Source organism: Streptomyces sp. NPDC054786 (genome assembly GCF_053611685.1).
The window spans coordinates 17558-37223 of record NZ_JBSHAW010000064.1 but is presented as its reverse complement, the minus strand read 5'-3'; the positions used below and the strand labels follow the sequence as shown (position 1 = coordinate 37223).

The 19666-nt window shown below is 68.2% G+C and carries 11 protein-coding genes; 7 read left to right on the top strand and 4 right to left on the bottom strand.

Annotated features, from left to right (window positions below):
- The first annotated feature begins 469 nt into the window (after nucleotides 1-469).
- The gene (locus tag ACWGI6_RS35480; RefSeq protein WP_395368314.1) at nucleotides 470-2878 is read left to right on the top strand and encodes a DEAD/DEAH box helicase; all 2409 of its coding nucleotides are present in this window, start codon (nucleotides 470-472) and stop codon (nucleotides 2876-2878) included.
- 99 nt (nucleotides 2879-2977) lie between these two features.
- Here ACWGI6_RS35480 and ACWGI6_RS35475 read toward each other — a convergent pair whose 3' ends face one another.
- Nucleotides 2978-3685 carry a hypothetical protein gene (locus ACWGI6_RS35475; RefSeq protein WP_395368316.1) on the bottom strand — a complete coding sequence of 236 codons (708 nt, stop codon included), beginning with the start codon at nucleotides 3683-3685 and terminating at the stop codon, nucleotides 2978-2980.
- 575 nt (nucleotides 3686-4260) lie between these two features.
- Here ACWGI6_RS35475 and ACWGI6_RS35470 point away from each other — a divergent pair.
- Nucleotides 4261-6108 carry a hypothetical protein gene (locus ACWGI6_RS35470; protein ID WP_453271308.1) on the top strand — a complete coding sequence of 616 codons (1848 nt, stop codon included), beginning with the start codon at nucleotides 4261-4263 and terminating at the stop codon, nucleotides 6106-6108.
- An 80-nt stretch (nucleotides 6109-6188) separates the two neighbouring features.
- Here the strand turns inward: ACWGI6_RS35470 and ACWGI6_RS35465 are convergent, their stop codons facing one another.
- Together ACWGI6_RS35465 and ACWGI6_RS35460 are read right to left on the bottom strand one after the other, a co-directional pair.
- Nucleotides 6189-7127, bottom strand: a complete 939-nt coding sequence (locus tag ACWGI6_RS35465) for a hypothetical protein (protein WP_395368320.1) — start codon at nucleotides 7125-7127, stop codon at nucleotides 6189-6191.
- A gap of 522 nt (nucleotides 7128-7649) precedes the next feature.
- Complete coding sequence (locus tag ACWGI6_RS35460) at nucleotides 7650-8501, bottom strand: nucleotidyltransferase domain-containing protein (protein ID WP_453271307.1); 852 nt, start codon at nucleotides 8499-8501, stop codon at nucleotides 7650-7652.
- Between the two features lie 383 nt (nucleotides 8502-8884).
- Here ACWGI6_RS35460 and ACWGI6_RS35455 point away from each other — a divergent pair, with 383 nt between their 5' ends.
- Nucleotides 8885-11146, top strand: coding sequence for a hypothetical protein (locus ACWGI6_RS35455; protein ID WP_453271306.1), 2262 nt, complete (start codon nucleotides 8885-8887; stop codon nucleotides 11144-11146).
- A gap of 369 nt (nucleotides 11147-11515) precedes the next feature.
- On the opposite strand, the gene ACWGI6_RS35450 is transcribed toward ACWGI6_RS35455, so the two are convergent.
- Nucleotides 11516-13822 (bottom strand): Helicase associated domain protein, encoded by a 2307-nt coding sequence (locus ACWGI6_RS35450; RefSeq protein WP_453271305.1) that lies wholly within the window; start codon nucleotides 13820-13822, stop codon nucleotides 11516-11518.
- Between the two features lie 182 nt (nucleotides 13823-14004).
- Between ACWGI6_RS35450 and ACWGI6_RS35445 the strand changes: the two genes are divergently transcribed.
- From ACWGI6_RS35445 to ACWGI6_RS35430, 4 genes are all read left to right on the top strand, one after another.
- Nucleotides 14005-15045: a TniQ family protein gene (locus ACWGI6_RS35445; RefSeq protein WP_453271304.1), complete on the top strand. Its 1041-nt coding sequence runs from the start codon at nucleotides 14005-14007 to the stop codon at nucleotides 15043-15045.
- A gap of 238 nt (nucleotides 15046-15283) precedes the next feature.
- Complete coding sequence (locus ACWGI6_RS35440; RefSeq protein ID WP_453271303.1) at nucleotides 15284-16042, top strand: TnsA-like heteromeric transposase endonuclease subunit; 759 nt, start codon at nucleotides 15284-15286, stop codon at nucleotides 16040-16042.
- 102 nt (nucleotides 16043-16144) lie between these two features.
- Nucleotides 16145-18427 carry a transposase gene (locus ACWGI6_RS35435; protein ID WP_453271302.1) on the top strand — a complete coding sequence of 761 codons (2283 nt, stop codon included), beginning with the start codon at nucleotides 16145-16147 and terminating at the stop codon, nucleotides 18425-18427.
- 114 nt (nucleotides 18428-18541) lie between these two features.
- Nucleotides 18542-19663, top strand: a complete 1122-nt coding sequence (locus ACWGI6_RS35430) for an AAA family ATPase (RefSeq protein WP_453271309.1) — start codon at nucleotides 18542-18544, stop codon at nucleotides 19661-19663.
- The last annotated feature ends 3 nt before the right edge of the window (nucleotides 19664-19666 follow it).

Here is a 19666-nt window from a genome sequence, read left to right as displayed (position 1 = left end):
GCGGGTTAGAACGCGCTGCGCGCGTCCAAACGAAACCGCCGGGCTTCGCCCGGCGGTCCTGGGTCCGCTTCGCTCCCAGGAGCAACCTCCGCTTCGCGGAGGTTGCTTGACGAAGTGTTCGTTGACGGTTGGCTTCGCTCAACCGTCAACGAACTGGACTGCTTCGCAGTCCAGTTGGGCAGGTCCGCTTCGCTCCCCTGCCTGAGGCTTTCCGGCTTCGCCTTCAAGCCTAGCCCGCTGCGCGGGCAGCTGGTTACAGGGTGAGGATTGCTCGGGGTTGAGTGTCCGCCTCGGCATGTACTCGGACGGGGGCTGTTCTTCCAAGCCCGCACGATGTGGGTGGTGGCCCTGTCATAGTGGGGTGGAGGTCCGAGTTCTGCAGCAGTCTGCAATCAAAAATAGGCACGGATAAAGTCCACGCTGAGCGGGTAGTGCCTACCGGGTGCCCCGGGGTGAGAGGTGACGCGCTGTGGCGACTCAGTGGAAGCTTCGTCCTCATCAGGTCGAAGCTGTTGACGCGGTGGTACGAGCCTTGGCGCAAGTTCCTGCTGAAGGATCACCAGGTGGGGTACGGGCCCAGGTTGTTGCTGCCACTGGCACGGGGAAGAGCCTGATCGCTGTCCACGCGGCGCGGGCTCTGCGTGCACAACGGGTTCTGGTTCTTGTTCCCACGCTCGGGCTGTTGGCCCAGACCGCGTCGGTGTGGCGCGAGGCGGGGCGTCGGGGTCCGATGTTCGGTGCCTGTTCGCTGTCGGGCGAGGACGCACAGATTCTTCAGTGCACCACCGACGAGGCGGAGTTGGTGGGGTGGGTTTCGGGCCTGGAGTCGGTGACGGTCTTTGCCACCTATGCCTCGCTGGGGCTGGGGGTCCTGGAGCGAAGTCATCGCGCGGGGCTGGGTGCGTGGGACCTCGTGGTGGTGGATGAGGCGCACCGGACGTCGGGGGCGTTGGGAAAGGCTTGGGCGGGAGTCCATGACGATGGTCGGGTGCCGGCGCTGCGTCGGTTGTACATGACGGCTACGCCGCGGTTGTGGGAGGTGCCGGATCGGGAGGGTCCGGAGAGGGGTGGTGAGTTGGTTGCGTCGATGGACGATGAGGCGGTGTTCGGTCCTGTGGTGTACCGGCTGTCGCTGTCGGAGGCGATCGAGCGGGGGCTGATCGCTCGTTACCAGGTGGTATGTGTGGACATCGCGGATCCTGGGCTGCCCGTGACCGAGTTGGCTGGGGGCGCGGGCAGGACGGCTCGGGTGCGGGGGGCGCGGCTGGCGGCTTTGCAGACGGCGGTGGTGAAGGCTGCTGCGGAACGGCGGTTGAGACGGTTGCTGACGTTTCATTACCGCACGGGTGAGGCCGAGGCGTTCTCCAGTGGCCTGGGTGGGGTGGCGAAGGAGCTGCACGAGAGCGATCCGGGTCTTTACCCGAGGGCTGATGGGGTGTGGGCGGACTGGCTGTGCGGGGAGCACAAGCCTGCGCACCGGAGTCTGGTGCTGGAGGAGTTCGCGTCGGAGCCGGAGGTTGGACCGGGGGCGGCGTGGGTGCGGGTGCTGTCATCGGTGCGGGTGCTGGGTGAGGGGGTGGATACCAAGGAGTGCGATGCCGTCGTCTTCGCGGACGTGCGGGGGTCGGCCGTCGACATCGTCCAGGCGGTGGGGCGGGCGCTTCGGATGCAGCCGGGCGAAGGCAAGGTGGCTTCCCTGGTCGTTCCTGTCTTCCTCGGGCCGGGTGAGCAGCCTGACGAGATGCTGGTCTCGCGGGCTTACGGGGAGCTGGTGAAGGTTCTCATGGCTCTGCGGGCGCATGACGCCCAGGCCGTGGAGCAGCTGGCCGCTCCCCAGGTGGCCGGGGGCCAGTCGGGCGGCGGGATGGTGGAGGTGCCTGGCGAGGTGGGCAAGGTGGCTGCGGAGCTGTTGTCATTCTCCCGGCCTCGGGATCCCGCGCAGCTGGCGGCGTTCATCAGTCTGCGGGTGTTGCAGCCGGAGAGGCAGTTTTGGAGGCGGGGGCTGGCGGCCGCGCTGGCCTACCGCAGTGATCATGGTGACCTGGCGGTTCCGTATGAGTACCGGACTGCGGACGGGTTCGCTCTGGGGGTGTGGATCGCCCGGCAGCGCAGTGCGCATACGCGCGGGGAGCTCAGCGAAGAGCGCGTGGGCCAGCTGGAGGAGCTCGGCATGATCTGGTCGCATGCCGAGGTCGCATTCGCTGAGGGGCTGTCTGCGGCGCGTGGATGGGCCCAGGAGCACGGGCACCTGCTGGCACCGGCCGATGCCATGTGGGACGGGTACGCGGTAGGGGTGTGGCTGAAGAACCAGCGGGCGGCCGCGCGACAGGACAAGAACGGACAGAGCGAGGACGGGCAGGGGGCGGGTGGGCTGAGTACGGCCCGGCGACAGGCGCTGGAGGACATCGACCCGTCGTGGTGCCCTTCCTGGTCGGTTGTCTGGCAGCGATGCTTCCACCTCGCCCGCCTCCACGTCCAAGTCGGGCAGGCCCTGCCTCAGGAGTCGGGGCAGGTGGTGGTCCAGGGTGACGATCTGGGGCAGTGGGCCGGCCGACAGCGGCGTCAATGGGACAGCCTCGGGGCGGCGCAGCAGTGGCTGCTGCGAGAAACACTCGGGCTCGGCCCCGTGCAGGAGCCTGAGCAGGGTGTGGTGGCGCCACGGCGTACCCGAGCTGAGGTGTGGGCGGCGAACCTGGCCGCTGCCCGCCAGTACCGGCGGCGGGAAGGGCATCTGGAGGTGCCGCACCGGCACGTCGAAGAGGTTGAGGGTGATTCGTGCGCGCTGGGGGTGTTCATCGCCAACAGCCGCTCCCGCCGCACACGGCTCGCGCCCGAACGGATCGCAGAACTCACCGAGCTCGGAATGCGCTGGGCTTAGCCGTCCTGTCGGCTGCCGTTGACGGGTGTGCGGCGGTGTGGTCAGTGTCAGGGAGCCAGGGCCAGGACAGCCTGGGTGCGTGGCGGCACGTTCAGCTCTCTACCGGCGTCCGGCATACTGCCGGGCGGCCCCGAGACTGCGGCGTTCGGTGGAGGCGCCGTCCCCGTACGACGGTAGAGAGGCGTAGCGGTCGGTCGCGATCTGATCGATCCTGGCGCTGTAGCGGCTTGCTGCCGCCTTAAATGCCTCCTGTGGTGGCAGGAGGTCTTCTGCTGCGCGCAAGGAGCGTAGAAGTTCGCGGGTGAGCTGCATGAGTCGGTTCAGTTCGTCGTCAACAGTGCCGCTTGTAAGCTCGTTATGGCCCTGTTTGGCGGTGGCTCGCCGGGCCTGCTGTTCCATACCGAGAATCACCGCCTGGCGACGGCGCTCGAGCATGCGGAAGGTGTGGCTGCCCGGATCCGCAACGACGGCTTCTGCGGCTTGCACGGCTTTGGCGAGCTGCGGTGAGAAGCGGGTCGCGGCCAGAGCAGCTGCTGCCTTCTCCTTGCGTTCTGCTTCTCTTCGCTGCTGCTGTAGGGCGGGCCAGGAAGGGAACTCTTCCCGACCGGCGCGCTGACCCCTGGTGCGAGGGCTGGCCTTCTCCGCTTTCGTCAGGCGGCTGTCCCACTCGCCGCGCAGGGTGAAGCTGTAGGCGCTGCAGCCCACACTCCCCCACCCACCGAGACCGTGACGGCCATGCGCCCAGCGATCGTTGATCATGACGATCGGCTCTCCGCAGTACCGGCACAGCTCTGTCTGCTGATCCATCAACGCCCCACCCCTGCGTACTGTTCGAGCCCGCCCCTGATCACCGTCCTGGGGCGGTGGCACCATCCTGGCATCCGCCACTGACACCCGGCGGCCCGATGGTGCTGTCGTGCGATGCTCGGTGGCCAGCGCCTCGGTGCCCTTCCCTCTGGGGGCAGGCGTTCGGCGTGGTTCAGGTGGACTGGAGAGAGGATCGGTTCCCACCCGATTAGGTCCTGGGCCGACATGCGAAGACCGGTAGATGGGGCGAGCCAGGTTCTCGTTGTCGAGCCACGTTCGGTTTTGATGGTCTCGACGACGGAGAGCGTGCGGTCGTGGATCCAGAAGCCGTGCGAAGGGGCGCGACACGGTTGGCGCCGCTGGGATGATGTCCAGCTCGACGGTGTCGAAGCCGGTCATGCCTGTGATCCGGTCGGGCTGGACGGCCACGCCGAGCTTCACGACGTCCCTCTCGCCCCACCGATCCCGTCTCGGCAGTTTCCTCTGCCTGCGTAGCTCGTGCTGGCGGCGTCATCCGTTGGGGGGCTGCTCGTTATCCGGGGTGGACCAACTCACCTGACGCGAAGGAGGCCCTGGTGGGCCCGTCGTTTGTGATCGAGCGGCTCGAGTTCAAGCGCAACGGCATCTGGTATGTCCGGTGGCTCAAAGGGCTGGTCACCTTCCTGGTCGGCCACTCGAAATCGGGAAAGTCAACCGCGATCGAGACGCTTCTCTATCCTCTCGGGCTAAAGACCACACGGGTGATGCCCGAAGTCCGCAGCTGCGAGCAGATCCGTCTGGTGTTCCGTGTCGCCGGAACGCGCTGGCAGGCCACGCGCAGCGGGGCGGACCCCAAGGCGCGGGTACTGCTGAAGAACCTGGACCGTCCTGAGGAGTTGGAGAAGGCCCTCCCGGTCAGCTCGTCGAAAGCCGGTGAGACCACGGCTGGCGCGTTCGTCCAGGACCTTCTCGGACTGCCAGCCGCCGTCCGCGGGTCGAACCGGCTCACTCTGGACAGCTTCTACAACACCGTGATGGCGCTGCGGCAGAAGACGATCGCCTCGGAGTTCCTCGGTGGCGTGCCGGATGCGTCGCGGGTTCTGGCCATGGAGGTGATCCTCGGGTTGTGGAACGAGGGTCTCGCGGGGCTGGAGAAGAACGCGTCCGAGGCAGAGACACAGCACCGGGCTGCGCGTACAGCTCTCGCCCAGTTCAAGAAGCTGCGTGACTCCGGTGCCCTGACCGACCCAGACGCCACGCGCGCCGAGTACGAACAGAAGGTACGGGAGCACAAGGCGGCCTCCGAGCAGTGGCAGAACGCGGCCAACGTGCTGACGGAGGCAGTCGGAGAGCTGGGACGTCTCGCCGCGCTTTACAAGGCAGCGGAGCAGCACCGCCGCAAGGTGTCCAGGCAGGCTGATGCTGCGCGGGCGAGGCTGAGCAGCGCGAAGGCGGACCTCGCGCGCGCTGAGGGCGCGCGCGATGCCCTGCTGCTGCCGTCGCAGAAGGAGTGCACGGAGTGCGAGCAGCGTCTTCCCGAACGCACCCCAGGGCACTGCCCACAGTGCGATCAGCCTCACCCGGAGGGGGAGAACCGACGAGCCCGGCAGCTCGCTGCGGCGACGGTGAAGGTGGACCGGCTGCAGCTGAAGTTGAGCGAGTTGGAACTTGCCGTTGCCGCTGCAACCGAGATGACGGAAGCCGGTGAAAAAGCCGCCGCGCAGACGCTCACGGACCGGGACACCTTCGAGAAGCAGCCTCTCGGGCCGGCCCGCAGCGCCGCGCAACAGGCAGAGAAGGAAGCCTTCGGGCTCAGCCGGGATGTCGCCCAGCTCAAGCGGCAGACCGAAAACGCCGACTACATCCAGGCCCAGGAAAAGGTCATCAAGGAAGCAAGGGAGCGGATGGAGGCCGCTCAGGCCACCCGGGACGCCGCGCAGACCGCCGACGAGGTCCGCCGCAAGGAGGTAACGGGCCGTTTGTCGGAATTCTTCCTCGCACGTCTACGGCAGATCAACCCTGCCGTCGAGACGGCACACATCGACCCGCACGACTTCACGACCCTCGTCAAGGAACGCAACGAGGCCAACAAGACCTTCGACGACAGCTCCGTCGCCGGCAGCCCCAAGGTCGCAACGAACGTAGCCCTGCTCCTGGCCCTGCGCGACCTCGGGCGGGTCGACGCCGCGGTCCGGGTCCCCCCGCTACTGATCATCGACTCGCCCCTGGCCGGTCTCGGCGCGACCGGCCTCGATCACGACACAAGCCTGCGTCTGATCGACACCCTCATCTCCATCGCCAACGACCCCTCTGCCGACGGGCACGCCTGCCAGGTCGTCGCCGCGACCAATGATCCGCTCCCCCGTCCCTATCCCGGCGTGAGGGAGATCCCGATCAACGAGGCCGACCGGTTCTTCGACCACGCCCCAGCTCTGGAGAGCTGAACCGCGCCCCCACTGCCAGCGCCACCAGCCGCCGGACCGGCTGGTGGCAGCGCGGCGCCTACAGGGCGGTGCAAAATACCCTAGAAGTGATCTCGCCTCAGTGCTTTCAGCAGTTCGGTGTGCACAGGACCAAGCCCCCGGGTCTGTTTCATGCTGCGCCGCAGGTCGTATGAGTCGGGCTTGGCCATCGGCCGGCTCCGCACACCCACGATGCCAGGGCCGAGGAGGTAGTTAGTCGTCACGACGGTGGCTTGGTGTGCCAGGAGAAATTCCAGGACGCGCAGTTGCTTGCCGCTGTTGCGCGACAACCGGCTGAGCGCGGAGAGCGGGACAACGAATCCAGGTTGCTCCTTCACCTGCCCCAGCAGGTGCATCAGAACTTGGTCGAAGCGTGGGTCGGTGCCGGAGGCCACGACGGACTGGCCCTTGGCGACAGGCTGGACACTGCTGGCCTCGGCATGAAGTATCTCGTGCGCCCCTGGCAATTCGGGCGGTGGTGCCTGCGGCAGGACGTAGGTGTCTTCTCCGCCGGTCCCGGACTCCATGACGTTCGAGAGAGCCGTCAGGCAGGCCCACGCGCGGGGATGGGCGACGTCGAGATCCGCCAGGATGTTGGCCCTGACCGGTGTGCCGGGCTGCTCCAGGAAAGACCTGAGCGGGCCGGCGGCGGCTTCAGTGATGGCCGTGATGTCGGCGGCCCTGACGGGGCCGCCCAAGGCGTGGAAGTCTTCGAGCTTGCTGTTGCGGACGGTGACGACGACTGCAGCCCGGAGCCACGCCGGCGCAGACAGGGGACGGTGCTGGCTTACCTCTTCCAGAAAGGGGGTGGCCAGCACATCGGTGTATTCGCTCGGCAGAGCCGCCAGCATGCGCGCACGGCGGATGACGTCGACGACAACAGTGCGCGCCTCGTCGTCGGTGAGCCCCGCCTGGGCCAGAAGCTCAGGCAAGGTCGTGCGGCAGAACCCGCTCACGAACTCCGTGTCGTAGATGCTGTCGCGTGTGGCCACAGTCGTCATGCCCCCCGTGCTGTTGCTGCGGGCAGCCTAGTTCCTCGGCGGACAGCGCACAGTGGGAACCGGACACCTGCCAGACACCAGACGGGCGGGTTTGCGTGTCCTGTGCGCCTCATGGGCCGTTGGAAGACGGCAGGTGACGCTTGAGAGGAGATCATATGTCGTACGGGTACGGCAGCGGTCCTAACTGGCCGATGATCCAGGCACGGCGTCGCGCCGAGGAGGAGGCGAACTCGGCCCGCAGGCAGGTCGCGAGCCACAGAGCGGTGGCCGATCGGTGGAGGGCGGCGTTCGAGGCTCTGGCTGGCCAGGTGAGGACGGCGGTCGGACGCGTCGGCACGGAGCATCGTGACGGCGGCCCGTGCGGGTGTTCGTCATGCTGGGACGGGCTGATCACCCGGCTCGCGAAGGAGGCGCAGGGAAGCGAGGGAGGCTCAGGTGAGGCCGGCGCCTCGACATTCTCGTTCTCCGACCTGTTCGGAGGCGCCGGGCCGCAGCCTCGCCCTTGAAGAATCCCCTTGTCGTTTAGGGCCGTGCAGCAGGTGTGATGTGCAGGGCGTTGAGGGGCTGCCGGGAGGTGGCGGGCAGGACCTCGAACCAGCTCTGCCCGTCGGCGAGGTACCGTTCTGCGCGTCTCCAGTAGCGCCAGCCCAGGTCGACGAAGCAGTCGATCGTCTGGTCGGTCGCCCCGCGGGCCAGGTACTGGCGGTGGATCTCGCAGCGGTCCAGCCGCTGACCAGTGCTCTCCAGATAGGCGAGCGCGGCCGCGGCAGCCCGGCGGAGCGGGCTGTTCGGCGCCCATCGGTCGTCCATGTGACGGGTTGCTGTCGTGGAGCGGGGCTGGGCGTCGGGCAGAGCAAGGGTCGTCATGGTGATCTTGCGGTCAGTAGACCAGCAGTGGAGGTCGATGCGGACATGCCTTGGGATAAGGTCGGCGAGTGTCTCGTAGGCGGGCAGGACGTGGTCACGGGGCGCACGGCGAGCAGTCGTATCGGGTGTGATCGCGGCCAGGCGCTGCTTGGCAAGCGCGATTGGTTCACCTTGGCGCCAGAGCAGGAGCAGTTCGATGTCCTCGCTCTGCAAGGAGTCGCGGCCCTGGAACTGGAAGCTGATGCCACGGCGGTTGCCTCGCAGAGCCTGACGCATGGGAACGTAGCCGTCACGGCCGCCGAAGAAGGCATTGAGGGATTGCTCGGTCCAGCGTTCGTCAGTGGTGTGCTGGACCACGACGTCGATATCACCGACCTCCAAGGCTCCACGGATGTAGGACCCGAAAATGTGGATCTCTGTGATCAGGTTGAGTGGCCAAGCGTTCTGCTCCAGTCGTTCGAGCATCTCGTTTAAAACCGTGGTGGCCCGCTCGCGCTTCATCTGCATGCCTTCTGCTCAATGCGACATCTGGTCCGGTACCGGAAGGCCAAGACCTTAACTGCCGGCACCGACAACGACTGACGAGTCGGTGCCGCACGCGAGAGTAGGCGGTCCCTGCGGCCTGCGACCCGTGGCCGAGGAATGCACCCACCCGGCCGCTGTCGGTACCAGTTTCGGCCGCATCTTGGCTGACTGCAGCACTCCACAGGGCCGCGCCTGCACCGGGTGAAGACAGCCGCCAAGGGCCGGGCTCTGCACAAAACCTCGTCTCGGGATCGGGTCACCGGGATCAGCTCTCCGGCCAGTGTGTTCAGGCCAGTTGACCGCGCCTGCCCCTTGCTATCAGTGCCCGCGGCTAGGCTTCAAAGCCGGTCAAGGGGGAGGTTTGCATGATCTACGGTCTGCTGGCACCGGATGTGCCGCTCGGTCCGTTCGAGGGCTCGCCCATCACCGTGTGGTCCGCCCAGGGCAAGCAGGCCAAACTGCACGCCAGTTCTTCGTGTTCCTACCTGCGCTCCGCCCGCGCCACCGAGCGGGAGGTGTATCTGGGTGCCTCGGTGGTCGCCCGGATGTGCCCGCAGTGCGGGGCATACAGCTCCTGGGCTCGTCCCGGGACGGGTCTGGCCGTCTTCTTGGACACGCTGACCGGGCTGGGCCTGCTGTACGAGCTGGACAGCTTCCGGGACGCGGACGAGGACGCCTTCGGTGACGAAGAGGTCCGGCAGGCAGCAGCCCTGCTTCGCCGGCCTGCGCCCGACGTACCCGCGGACACCGCCGCGCGGGACGAAGCAGAGGACGACGAGGACGCCGCGTGGGAGGAGTTGCAGGAGGCTCGGCGTGTGCGCGAGGCGGTGTTTCGTGAATGGCGCGACGCGGTGACGAGCATGCACCGTGCGCACCAGCAGCTGGAGATGTTCCCGTGGTTGAGGTCTTGGGCCAAGGCTGCGCTACGACTGAAGGCCGATCGGCTGCGCGCCGTGCAGGTCCAGGCCCGGCTGCTGGTCACGGAGGATGCGCTGCTGGCGGCGGCCGCGGCAGCAGCCCTGCAGGAGCCGGATGTCCCCGCCGACGACGCGGCATTCGCCCCACTGGGCGCTCCCGCCGAAGCGAAGAGGAAGCTGTTGTCGCTGTGGCAGCGGTGGCAGCGGTGGCAGAAGACGGTCGAGAACAGCTGGGATCCTCCACGGGCACAGGCCTACCTCGTCCACCATCTGGCAGACGGGATGAGCAGCCGCCGCAAGGGACGCGATCAGATGCTCGAGCGCGCCCGGGGCGTACTGGCCGAATGGGAAAGCCGTGCCCGGTTGGCGGCCGAGCGGAAGTATGACGAGCACGTCCTGGTCGCGCGCCTTCCCCACGACGCGGCGACGGAGCGCGACTCCCGCAGGTCACTCCTTGACCGGTTGGACGAGTGGGAGCTGGGCGTCCTCGCCGTGTACACGGTTGACACCGTCTGGCAGCCGCAGTCCGTCGTCACCGTGCGGGTACCGGAGCCCGTGGCGGCGCGCCTGCTGACGCAGCAGCACGGCCTCTCCTACACCGAGAGGACTGCCGGGATCGAACCAGCGCTCGAGACAGTGGCAGCATCCTCTCCCCTGGCGGAACTACCTTTCGGGCCAGGGGTGTTCGATGACACTCCGGTCCGCAGCAGGCGCCCGGTCACCCTCGCGCACCTGCGTGCACTGCGTGCCGCAATGCGGGACGCGGAACAGCTGTACGTCGTCTTCTCCGTCGACGCCGGCCTCGAGGTCGTGGCGCTGAGCGTCCTGGAACAGCGCTGCGCTGCGGGATGGCGGGGCGTCATCATTGCGGGCGCCAGTGACCTGCCCGACGCCCTCTTCGATAGCCGACCCATCGTTCCCGGTCAGGACGTGCCGGAAGGCGGGGAGATCTGGCCCGAGCGTGTCTACGATCCGCATCACGCGGCGTTCGGCGCCGAACTGGGTGTGGCGGAAGGCGAAAGGCTGCTGGTGCGACTGTGCGCGGGGCGCTGGGACGCGGGCCACGCGCTGCGGTCGCTGGCTCTGGCGCGTGGCATGGCCGACCTGCGCCAGTTGGAGACTGCCGGGTACGACGACCGGGGCCTTGCGCGCCGTCCCTTCGCCGCCGCGGTCTGGCACGGTCTGCTGGCCATGGAGCAGCTGGACCTGCAGCCTTTCGAACCCGACACCGGGACCGGCTGGCGGCTCGGGTCGGGGCTGCCGCTTGGCGTGCTCGCCCGGGTGCAGGTGTACACCTCCGACGCGGCCGGCCAGTATCAGGGCCGGGCCCACTCCCCCGGCTGCGCCCACCGGCGTCCGGAGCACGGCGTCGGCCGCGACGACGATCTGGTGACCCTCGAGGAACTGGTGGGCAGCAAGGACTTCGACCCGTGCAGCAAGTGCGGCGGGTACGCGATACGCCGCCTGACCCAGGACCAGGTCGCCTACTACCGCGCTGCCCACCGGCTGCACCATCTGGCACAGCAGGTGCATGCCGTGGCCCGCACGGGGGTCGCGGACGGCTCGGACCTGGCGGCCGAGCTGGAGGAATTCACCAGCCTGGACCGCGATCGGACCGAGGCATGGTTCCCGTCACGGGAACAGGCCCGCCAGTGGCGGGAGATCGTGGACCGTCTGCGCCGTACGCTGCCCGGGCCCGGATCTGCATAGCGCAGACCCGCCCGTGGCAACGGGTGCCCCGGCTCGCCACCCGGTAACGCCACCGACCCGCACACAGGCAGCAGCTATCGCGCGCCTCCCCGACACATGCTCCTCCGCCGACCCCGGAGGGGCCCAAGGCGTGCGCACGGCCAAGGGCTTCGTGGCGTTCGACTCCGCGTCTGCCGAGGATCTGTGGAGACGCGAGTCCCCGCCGCGCTCACGGCCATGGGAAACCGGCACTCCGTTCGCCGACCCCCTGCACATCAAGGTGCTGCACGACCTGGTCAGGCAGGACTCGGCTGCCGCCGTGGTGGAAGGGACCCGGCACTGTTCAACATGGTCTCAGGCAGCTGGATTGATCGTGGCCGAGGATGTCGGTCACCGGATCCAGCGGATGTCCAGGGCTTCCAGTGCATGGCGTTGTTCGTGGGTGAGGCGCAGTGGGTCGCGGCGTTTGTCGGCGATCCAGGTCGCCAGGTGAAGTCCGGTGTCGGGGCAGAGGTAGTCGTAGGGGACTTCAAGGTGCTGATGGCTGCGCCAGAAGGCGCGTGCCGCGCGCAGTCCTCTGGCGAAGGCCCACGCTGCATGGCCGCGGGGGCGGCGAAGGAGCAGGGCCAGGGGGTGGCGCAGCGGGAGTGTGCCGAGGAGTTCGTGCTGGTCTCTGTGGAGGGTGGGGAGGACGTCGATCTGTGTGTCCAGCCAGCGGGTGAGGGGCGTCTCGTCGGTGTCAGGACACAGGTCGGGAAAGGGGAGGTTGCCGGCGCGGGCGGCAACAAGAGCCTGGGCGTAGGTGTGGTGCCAGTGTTTCGGCCAGTGGGTGTTCCACCAGGGGTAGATCTCGTTCAGGGCACGCTGATAGCCATAGGGCAGGATGCGCTGGCTCGCCTCCCGGCGGCGGTCTGCGATCCAGCGGCCGAGACGGATTCCGCCGAATGTTTCTTCGAGGTGCGGGGCGAGGTGGCCGTGACGGGCTTTGTAGTCCCGGGCGATCTGCAGCTTGTGCTCGATGCTGTGGTGGGGGTGGGGCCAGATCATGCCGAGGGTGTCGAGCTGTTCGATGCGTTCGGGCAGGAGCATGCGGTTGATGCGCAGGGAGCGCTGGCGGCCGAGCCACCAGCCGAGGTAGAAGTGGTCGGGGCCGAGGTAGCGGCTGGGGACGTTGAGGTGGCCGTAGGTGTCGAAATAGCGCTGGGCGCTTTCGAATCCGATCTGCCATACCCGGTTGGGTGCTCCGGTGGCCTGGAGGTCGAGCAGGGGGATGATCTCGTCGGCGCGTTCGGGCCGGGCGGCGACTCCCAGGCTCTCTTCGGAGTCGTCGGAGATAGCCCAGTCGACACGGTGGATGACGTGCTCGTCGTAGGTGCTCAGGGCGATGAGGACCTGGTAGAGGAGCCGGTAGCGGGTTCCTTTGACTCCCTCCTCCAGCTCTTGGCCGGGTTCCATGAAGACGGGGACGACGATGGTGGAGATCTTGTCGTCGCCGGGGTTCTGGCGCAGTGCGCGGCCGACGGCTTGGGTGATGTCGAGGGAGCTCTGCTTGGAGTCGGCGAAGAGGATCGAGTCGGTGCTGGGGACGTCGATGCCCTCGCCCAGGCAGCGGCAGTTGGTCAGGACCGCTCGTTGAGGGGTGGTGTCGGGGCTGGGGCTGTTGAACGGGACGGATGCGAAGGCTTCGAGTGCCTGGCGGCGGACAGCGGGGGTCTGCTTGGCGTTGACGGTGCCGGCGAGGAGAGGCGCTTGCGTCGCTACGGGCATGAGCGCTGCTGTTTCGTGGAGGGTCTCGGCGAACACGCCGGCGGATGCGATGAGGCGGTGGAAGGTCAGGGTCCGCCGCAGGTCGTATCGCTTCTGAGCACGCAGCAGGGCGATTTGGGCGGCTGCCACGCGCAGTCCTTCGGCTCCGGCGGATGCGATGGAGGCGTAGCGCAGGACGCGGTGCAGCTCGGCGTCGCTGATCTCAACGGCGACGATGCGGTAATCCGCGAGGAGGCCCTGGTCGATCGCTTCGGCGAGAGAGATGCGGTAGACGACGGGGCCGTAGAGGCTGTGGTCGTCCATGGAGGCCACTTCGCAGCCGATCGCAACGTGTGAGCCGGCTTTCTCGTCGAAGACGCGCGGAGTGGCGGTCATGTAGAGACGGCAGCGGGCGGGCAGGACGTCGTTGTCGTGGATGACGCCCCAGGCTTTATGGCGGTTGCCAGCGGTGCGGTGAGCCTCGTCGGAGATCACGATGCCCCAGCGCGGCAGGTGGTGATCGCGGTGGGCTCGGGCCAGGTTGTTCAGCGACTGATAGGTGCAGAAGACGTTCACCGGGCCGTCGGTCAGGGAGGCGTGACGGGCGAGTTCGCCCGGGTCGTGGATCATGGTGAGAACGCCGCGCAGCGGGCGGACCTGAGGGTCGTCGCGCCCGCAGTAGCCCAGGTAGATCCCCTGTCGGCCTTCCTGCTGCCAGACGGCGGCCGTCTGTTCGAGAAGGTCCAGGGTGGGCATCACGACCAGCGCGTTGCCCTGGGGAGCGGTCTCCTGGACGGTGTTGAGGGCGACAAGGGTCTTTCCCGTTCCGGTGGCCATGATGACGCTCACACGGGGTGCGCCGTCGGTGAACTCGTCGACGCAGGCGTCGACGGCGAGTGTCTGGTGGCCGCGTAGTGGTGTTCTGAGGCCGTTGCTCGTCAGCGTGGCCACGATGCCCTCCTGGCAGCGGATCGTCACGTTGCGGATCAAGAGTCAGACCCGTGCCGTGGAGGCTGTCGGGGCGTTGCGACCTGGTTCACCCGAAGGGGTTAAGGACGCTTGACCAAGCTGTACGGCGCCTGGCGACGATAGAACACAGGCGTGCGGGGCGGTCAGAGAAGAGGGGGAACGGCGTGGTACTGCAGATGCCGGGGCTCTACGGTCCGCGTCAGCCCCTGCCGCTCCGGGTCCAGCCTCTGCCCGGTGAGTCGACGGGGTCGTTCGTGAACCGGCTGGCCCACGCCAACGGGCTGGGGCTCGCGGATTTCCTTCAGCGCGTGGGCCAGGGCACGGGATCGTCGTCGGACGATGCGGCGCGCGTGGCGAAGTATCCGCAGTGCACCGAGATGTACGTGAACGGGCCGGGCCTTGAGTATCTGGCCATGCTGGCCGGCGAACCGGCGGCCGTGTTGCGGCGGGCACTGCCCGGGCTTGCCACGCGCCATCTTCTGCCCGGTAACGCGGATGCGGTGTGGAAGTGGCCCTGGCAGCCGTCCGAGGGGCATCTCGTACGCTGCTGCACGAGATGTGCGGAGGTCCGCGGGGTCAGGGAGCCGGCCTGGTGGCTGATGTCTGACAGCTGGCGGGTGTGTGCCCGGCACCGGCGGTGGTGCGACGACTCGAGGACGGAGCCGCAGGACGAGCTGCCCTTGAAGGAGCTTCCCGAGGTCGTCACCGCACACCTGGAGCGTGCCCGGCTGCACAAGCAGTTCGGCCGGTCAGGTGCGGAGCTGTTCGCCGACGCTTTCCAGGTAGCGGCGGACTGGTGGCGGGCGATGCCCATGGTGCTGCGCTGGGTCCACCGGGCGTGGGCATGCGGGCTGGAGGACCGCAGTAGCCGGGTGATGCCACTGGTGATCTACCCGGAAGCGGCACGGCTCGCACAGCTGATGGCCGAGTTCGAGCAGTCGGACATCCGGGACACCAATGCCCGCGCCCGGTGGCTCGGCAAGGCCGAGGCGCTCATGGAGGTGTGGGAGCTGGATGCCCAGGCAGGCGGGGCCCCGCTGCCGGACTGGCTGCACCACCACCGAACACCGACCGCGACCGTCCCTGCAGACACGGAAACGCAGCCGGCCACCAGAACCAAGCAGGAACGGCTGCCACTTGCACCGGGACACAACCGGCTCGCCTCACCTACAGGCCCGCTGGAAGCACGATCATGCCTGACCTGAACCGGCCTTGGCAGCCGCGGGTGCCCGGCCGCGCCCGCGTCTGACCTGCACTGGCCTTGGAGGAACTAGTGCTGGAAGCCATCCTGTTCGCCCCTGATCAGCCACTGTCAGTACAAGGACAGTTGGCGTACAGTTTCGCCATTTGGTCTGCGCACGGGCAGCGGCCGATGCTGGAGGAGGAGCGGGCCGGGCAGATATACGGGGCCGGGCTGCGGCGCGGCGGCAAGCGGCGGCCTGGGTGAGCGCGGTAAATGCCTCCGGCGCGCTGCTGGACGGCAAGGGGGTGCCGGGCGCGGGGCAGGATGTCGTGGCTCTGTACCGCGAGCCCTACGGGCCGGTGCGCGCGTGCAGTGCGGCCTCACTGCGAGGGGTGGCGCTGGAGGAGTTCGGTCCGGTGAGCGAACCGGTGCCGTACCGGGGCCGCAAGGGCATCATCACGTACTGGCCGGTGGCGACGCGGGAGCAGACGGTGGTGTGCGGCAGCCTGCGGCAGTGGCGGCTGGCGGTGGAGCTCGACTTCGAGCCTGGCTGGGCGGCGTTCAGTACCGGTCCGGTGGAGCTGAGGTGGCGGGCGGGAGGCCGCGAGCGCCGCTGGCGCCCGGATTTCGTGGCGCGGACGACGAATGGGACACGCGAAGTGCTGGTGTTGAAGCCGCCCGGCGCGGAGGGCGTGCCTTCCTCGAGGCTTCAGGTGCTTGAGGAGGTGGCTCGGGAGGCTGGTTGGCGGGTGCGGCAAGTGCGCGAGCCCTCAGGGGTGCGCAGGCGCAATCTGACATGGCTGGCCGGCTACCGGTTTCCTTCCGCTGGCGAAGAGGGCCCGGGACGGGCGCTGCTGGAGGCGTTCAGGTCGCCGACGGGCCTGCGGGCCGGGGTGGCCACAAGCGGGCTGGACGAGCTGACGGGCCTCGACCTCGCCTACCGGATGCTGTGGCAGCGGCGGCTGCTGTTTGACAACGCGCAGCCGCTGCTGCCCGACGCCGAGGCGTGGACAGCCTGAGGACCGGAAATGAGGGGGCGCGTGGCGGAAACAGGCGAGAGTCGGCGTACGGGGGCTTTGTCCATCGGGGCGCGAGTGCACTGGCAGGGGCATGAGTGGGAGGTGGCGGAGTGGCAAGGGCCTCTGGTCACGCTGGTGCCGCAGGACAGTGCGGAGACGCCGCGGGCAGTGTCGTACCGGTGGCTGGTGGGAGCGGAAGACTTCGCCGTCCTCGCCGGCGGCGCAGCGCCGACTGCGGACATCTCGGTGCACAGGACGTGGGAGCGGGAGGACCAGGAGGACGAAGCTGCTCTTTGGCAGGAGCGCATGGTGGAGATCGACACCGGTCTGGCGCCGGGCCGGAGCGAGCATGAACAGGGATTCGGGCCGGGAACGACGCTGGCCCAGCGGTGCGCTGCCATGTCGGCGCGGCTGGCCGCCGACGGCATCGGCTACTCCGCCCACACCCTCGCCGACAAACGACGAAAGTGGAAAGCGGCCGGAGAGAACCCGGTCGTCCTGCTGCCCGCCGCGCGGGACAGACGACCAGGGGGCTTCACCGATCCGCGCTGCCTGACCGCCATGCAAGATGTGGTGGCCCGGCGCGCGCACGATTCGGACGTGACCATCGACCTGATCCGCGAAGAGGTCGAGGATCTGCTGCACTCACGCTACGGTGCAGAACTCGGCGATCCGGATGCCGTGGCCGCGCTGATGCCCTCCCGTTCCACCTTCTACCTGCGGATGAAGGAATCCGGCCTGGCCGATGCCCTGGACCGGCCGACCCGGGCCCGCGCCGCTCTGGCCGCCACTCCGCCCCTGCCCCACGGCGGGCGCGAGGCCGTGCTGCGGCCCGGACAGGTCACTCAGGTCGACACGACACCACTGCGGCTCCTGGCCCGCGGCGACGACGGCCGGCCCACCTCCACGGAGATGACCACGCTGATCGACGTGGCCAACCACAGCCTCTGTGCACTGATGATCACGCCCAGCCGGTCCAAGGACGCCGAGAGCGGACAGCCCGGCCAGGCGACCCGCGCGATCGACCTGACCCTGATGCTGGCCCAGGCTCTCGCGCCCTGGCCAGTGATGCCCGGCTGGGACCCGCTCAGCGCGGCCGCCACCTCCAGCCTGCCGTTCGGAGCGCTCTCGGCGGCGGACGCACGGTTCACGGAGGCTACCGCCGCCCGCCCGGTCATCCGCCCCGAACTGATCATCTACGACCAGGGCAGCCCTTATGTGAGCGAGCACTTCACCGAGGTCTGCGACCGGCTGCGTATTGCCCGCCGCCCCGCGCGCAAGAGGAGCGCTCCCGACAAGCCGCTCGTCGAGCGCTTCTTCATCACCCTCGCGCACCGCTTCAGTCAGCACGTCCGGCACGGCTGGCAGGGCCGCAGCCACAAGAAACGCGGCCGCGGTATCGACCGCATGCCGCTGTACACGATCGCCGAACTCCAGCAGATGGCTCAGGAATGGGTGGCTCTGGAGTACCAGCAGACCCCCGATGCGGGACTGCGCGACCCGTTCCGGCCGGGCGTCGTGCTGTCGCCCAACGGCATGTACGCCGTCCAGGTGGCCCGCAGCGGCTACCGGGCCGTGCCGCTCTCCCCTGCCCAGAACCGCTTCTTCCTGCTGCCGCGGTGGGTCACCCCCGGCAAGGGCGGCTTCATGATCAACTACCGGACCTACCAGCCCATCGCGCAGGACGCCGGGCACTACAGGGAGATCCTCCTGCGCGGCAGCTCAGAGCTGCCCGGCCGCAACGGCCAGTGGGAATGCCGCTTCAACCCCTACCGTCCCGAGCGGGTGTGGCTTTATGACCACACAGCGGGCACCTGGGTGACGTGCGACTTCCGGCTGCGGCACCTGCTCACCGACCCGTGGACCGCCGACATGTGGCAGGAACACGCTGAGCAGCACCATGCGGCCGGCGGCAGCGAGAAGGACGAGGAAGCCATCGCCCTGTCCCTGGCGCAGCGCGACCGGCGCCGCCGTAGTCGCAGGCCGCCGCCCAAGCGCACCGGGAAAGAACCGATCTTCCAGGGCCTGGAGTTGGAGACCGAGGAACCGTCCCGGGACCCCTACGCAGATCTGGAGGAGTTCGACCTGTCGACACTGCGGCCCTATCCGGCGCAGCCCATCTCTCCCTGGGCCCCTTTGGCCGTAGACGCTGTACCGACGCTGCGCTCAGGCGCAGGTGGCACGGAGCCGTTGGAGGGCGAACAAGCTCCGCATCCGCTGGCAGCGCTCTTCTCCGACGACGGCGACAGTGACGGGCCTGCGGACGGCTCCACGGCCGGAGGGCCGACAGATGTCTGCGAGGTCGTCGACGCGGAGCTCGTCGACGACCTCGATCCAGACGGTGATGTCGGTGGCGAGATTGAAGGCGACGTGTGGGAGGCGTAGGCGACGACTTACAGCCGTGAACGACCCGGCACCCGTCGGCCGGCCCCTGGCAGGACTTCCGGCCCGGGGCCGGCCTGCCAATGCGAGGCAGGACCGTGACGAGAGAGAAGCGTGATGAAGGCATCCGTCGAACTACGCAACAAACGTGAAGCACGCCTGCGTCAACAGCTACAGGACACCCCGATGCGGCCGCTGCCGCTGTTCCAGCTCACCGGCTGGACCCACTTCGTCGACGAGGACGTGGACCCGCCTGCACTGGCGCCGGGCAGCAGTCCCGCTGCGGACAGGAAGGAGGACGAACAGGCCATCGCCTACCACCGGCATCTGCGCATGGTGCCCACCGACGCGATGACCCACATGCAGGACATGCTCGTCAAGGCGGTCCACGGCAACAGCGGGCGCCGTGACGGGCTGATGGACCACGTCATCGACGGCCCTGCGGGCACGGGCAAGACCTGTCTGCTTCGGGCGATCGGACGCACCGCCCAAAGAGAAATCGAAGCCGCCACGAACGGCAGGCAGGCGAACACCATCCCGGTGGTGCACATCACCACCCCCGCAGACCCTGAGCCAAGGGTGAACTGGCTCTGGGAGATCGGCTCCTACCTGGGGCTCAACCCCGAGCCGAAAAGCCTGGCGGAAGTCCTGGAGATGCGCCGCCACCAGGACGTGACCCTGCCGGTCAACTACGTCCTGGAGACCGCACAGACCCGCCTGCTCCTCATCGACGACATCAACCGCGCTTCCCCGCAGCACCTGGCGAACGTGCTGCCCTATTTCGACTACCTGCGCGACAAGCTGGGCATCTCCATCGTGTTCTGCGGCACCGGCGCCAGCCACCGCCTGCACCAGGCCCGCATCCTGGCCGGAGACCTGATCCGGGTCAGTGAGGAGAACCGCGTACGGCTCGAACGGTCGGGACGGCCGGCCGAACCCGTCTCGCCCTCCCCCACCGCCCTGTTGCCGGTGACCTGGCTGCACCCCCTGCCCCTCGACACCAAGGACGACGAGACCTTCCGGCGCGTCCTGGCGAGCTTCGAGGCCGACCTGAGCCTGTACCGGCTGGAGGAGAACGCCCTGAGCACACACGCCGTCACACTGCACCAGCGCACCGGCGGCTACTTCAAAGCCCTCGCCTACGTCATCTCCACCGCCGCCGTCATCGCGATCCGCAGCGGCAGCGAGAACATCACCATGAAAGAAATCAACGCCGCAACGGCCCAACTCGGCCCCTGAATC

What these genes read in the sequence shown, in the direction of transcription:
- ACWGI6_RS35475 (WP_395368316.1), bottom strand. Translation starts at nt 3,685, where the DNA reads ATGGATCAGCAGACAGAGCTGTGCCGGTACTGCGGAGAGCCGATCGTC.
- ACWGI6_RS35465 (WP_395368320.1), bottom strand. Translation starts at nt 7,127, where the DNA reads ATGACGACTGTGGCCACACGCGACAGCATCTACGACACGGAGTTCGTG.
- ACWGI6_RS35460 (WP_453271307.1), bottom strand. Translation starts at nt 8,501, where the DNA reads ATGCAGATGAAGCGCGAGCGGGCCACCACGGTTTTAAACGAGATGCTC.
- ACWGI6_RS35455 (WP_453271306.1), top strand. Translation starts at nt 8,885, where the DNA reads ATGATCTACGGTCTGCTGGCACCGGATGTGCCGCTCGGTCCGTTCGAG.
- ACWGI6_RS35430 (WP_453271309.1), top strand. Translation starts at nt 18,542, where the DNA reads ATGAAGGCATCCGTCGAACTACGCAACAAACGTGAAGCACGCCTGCGT.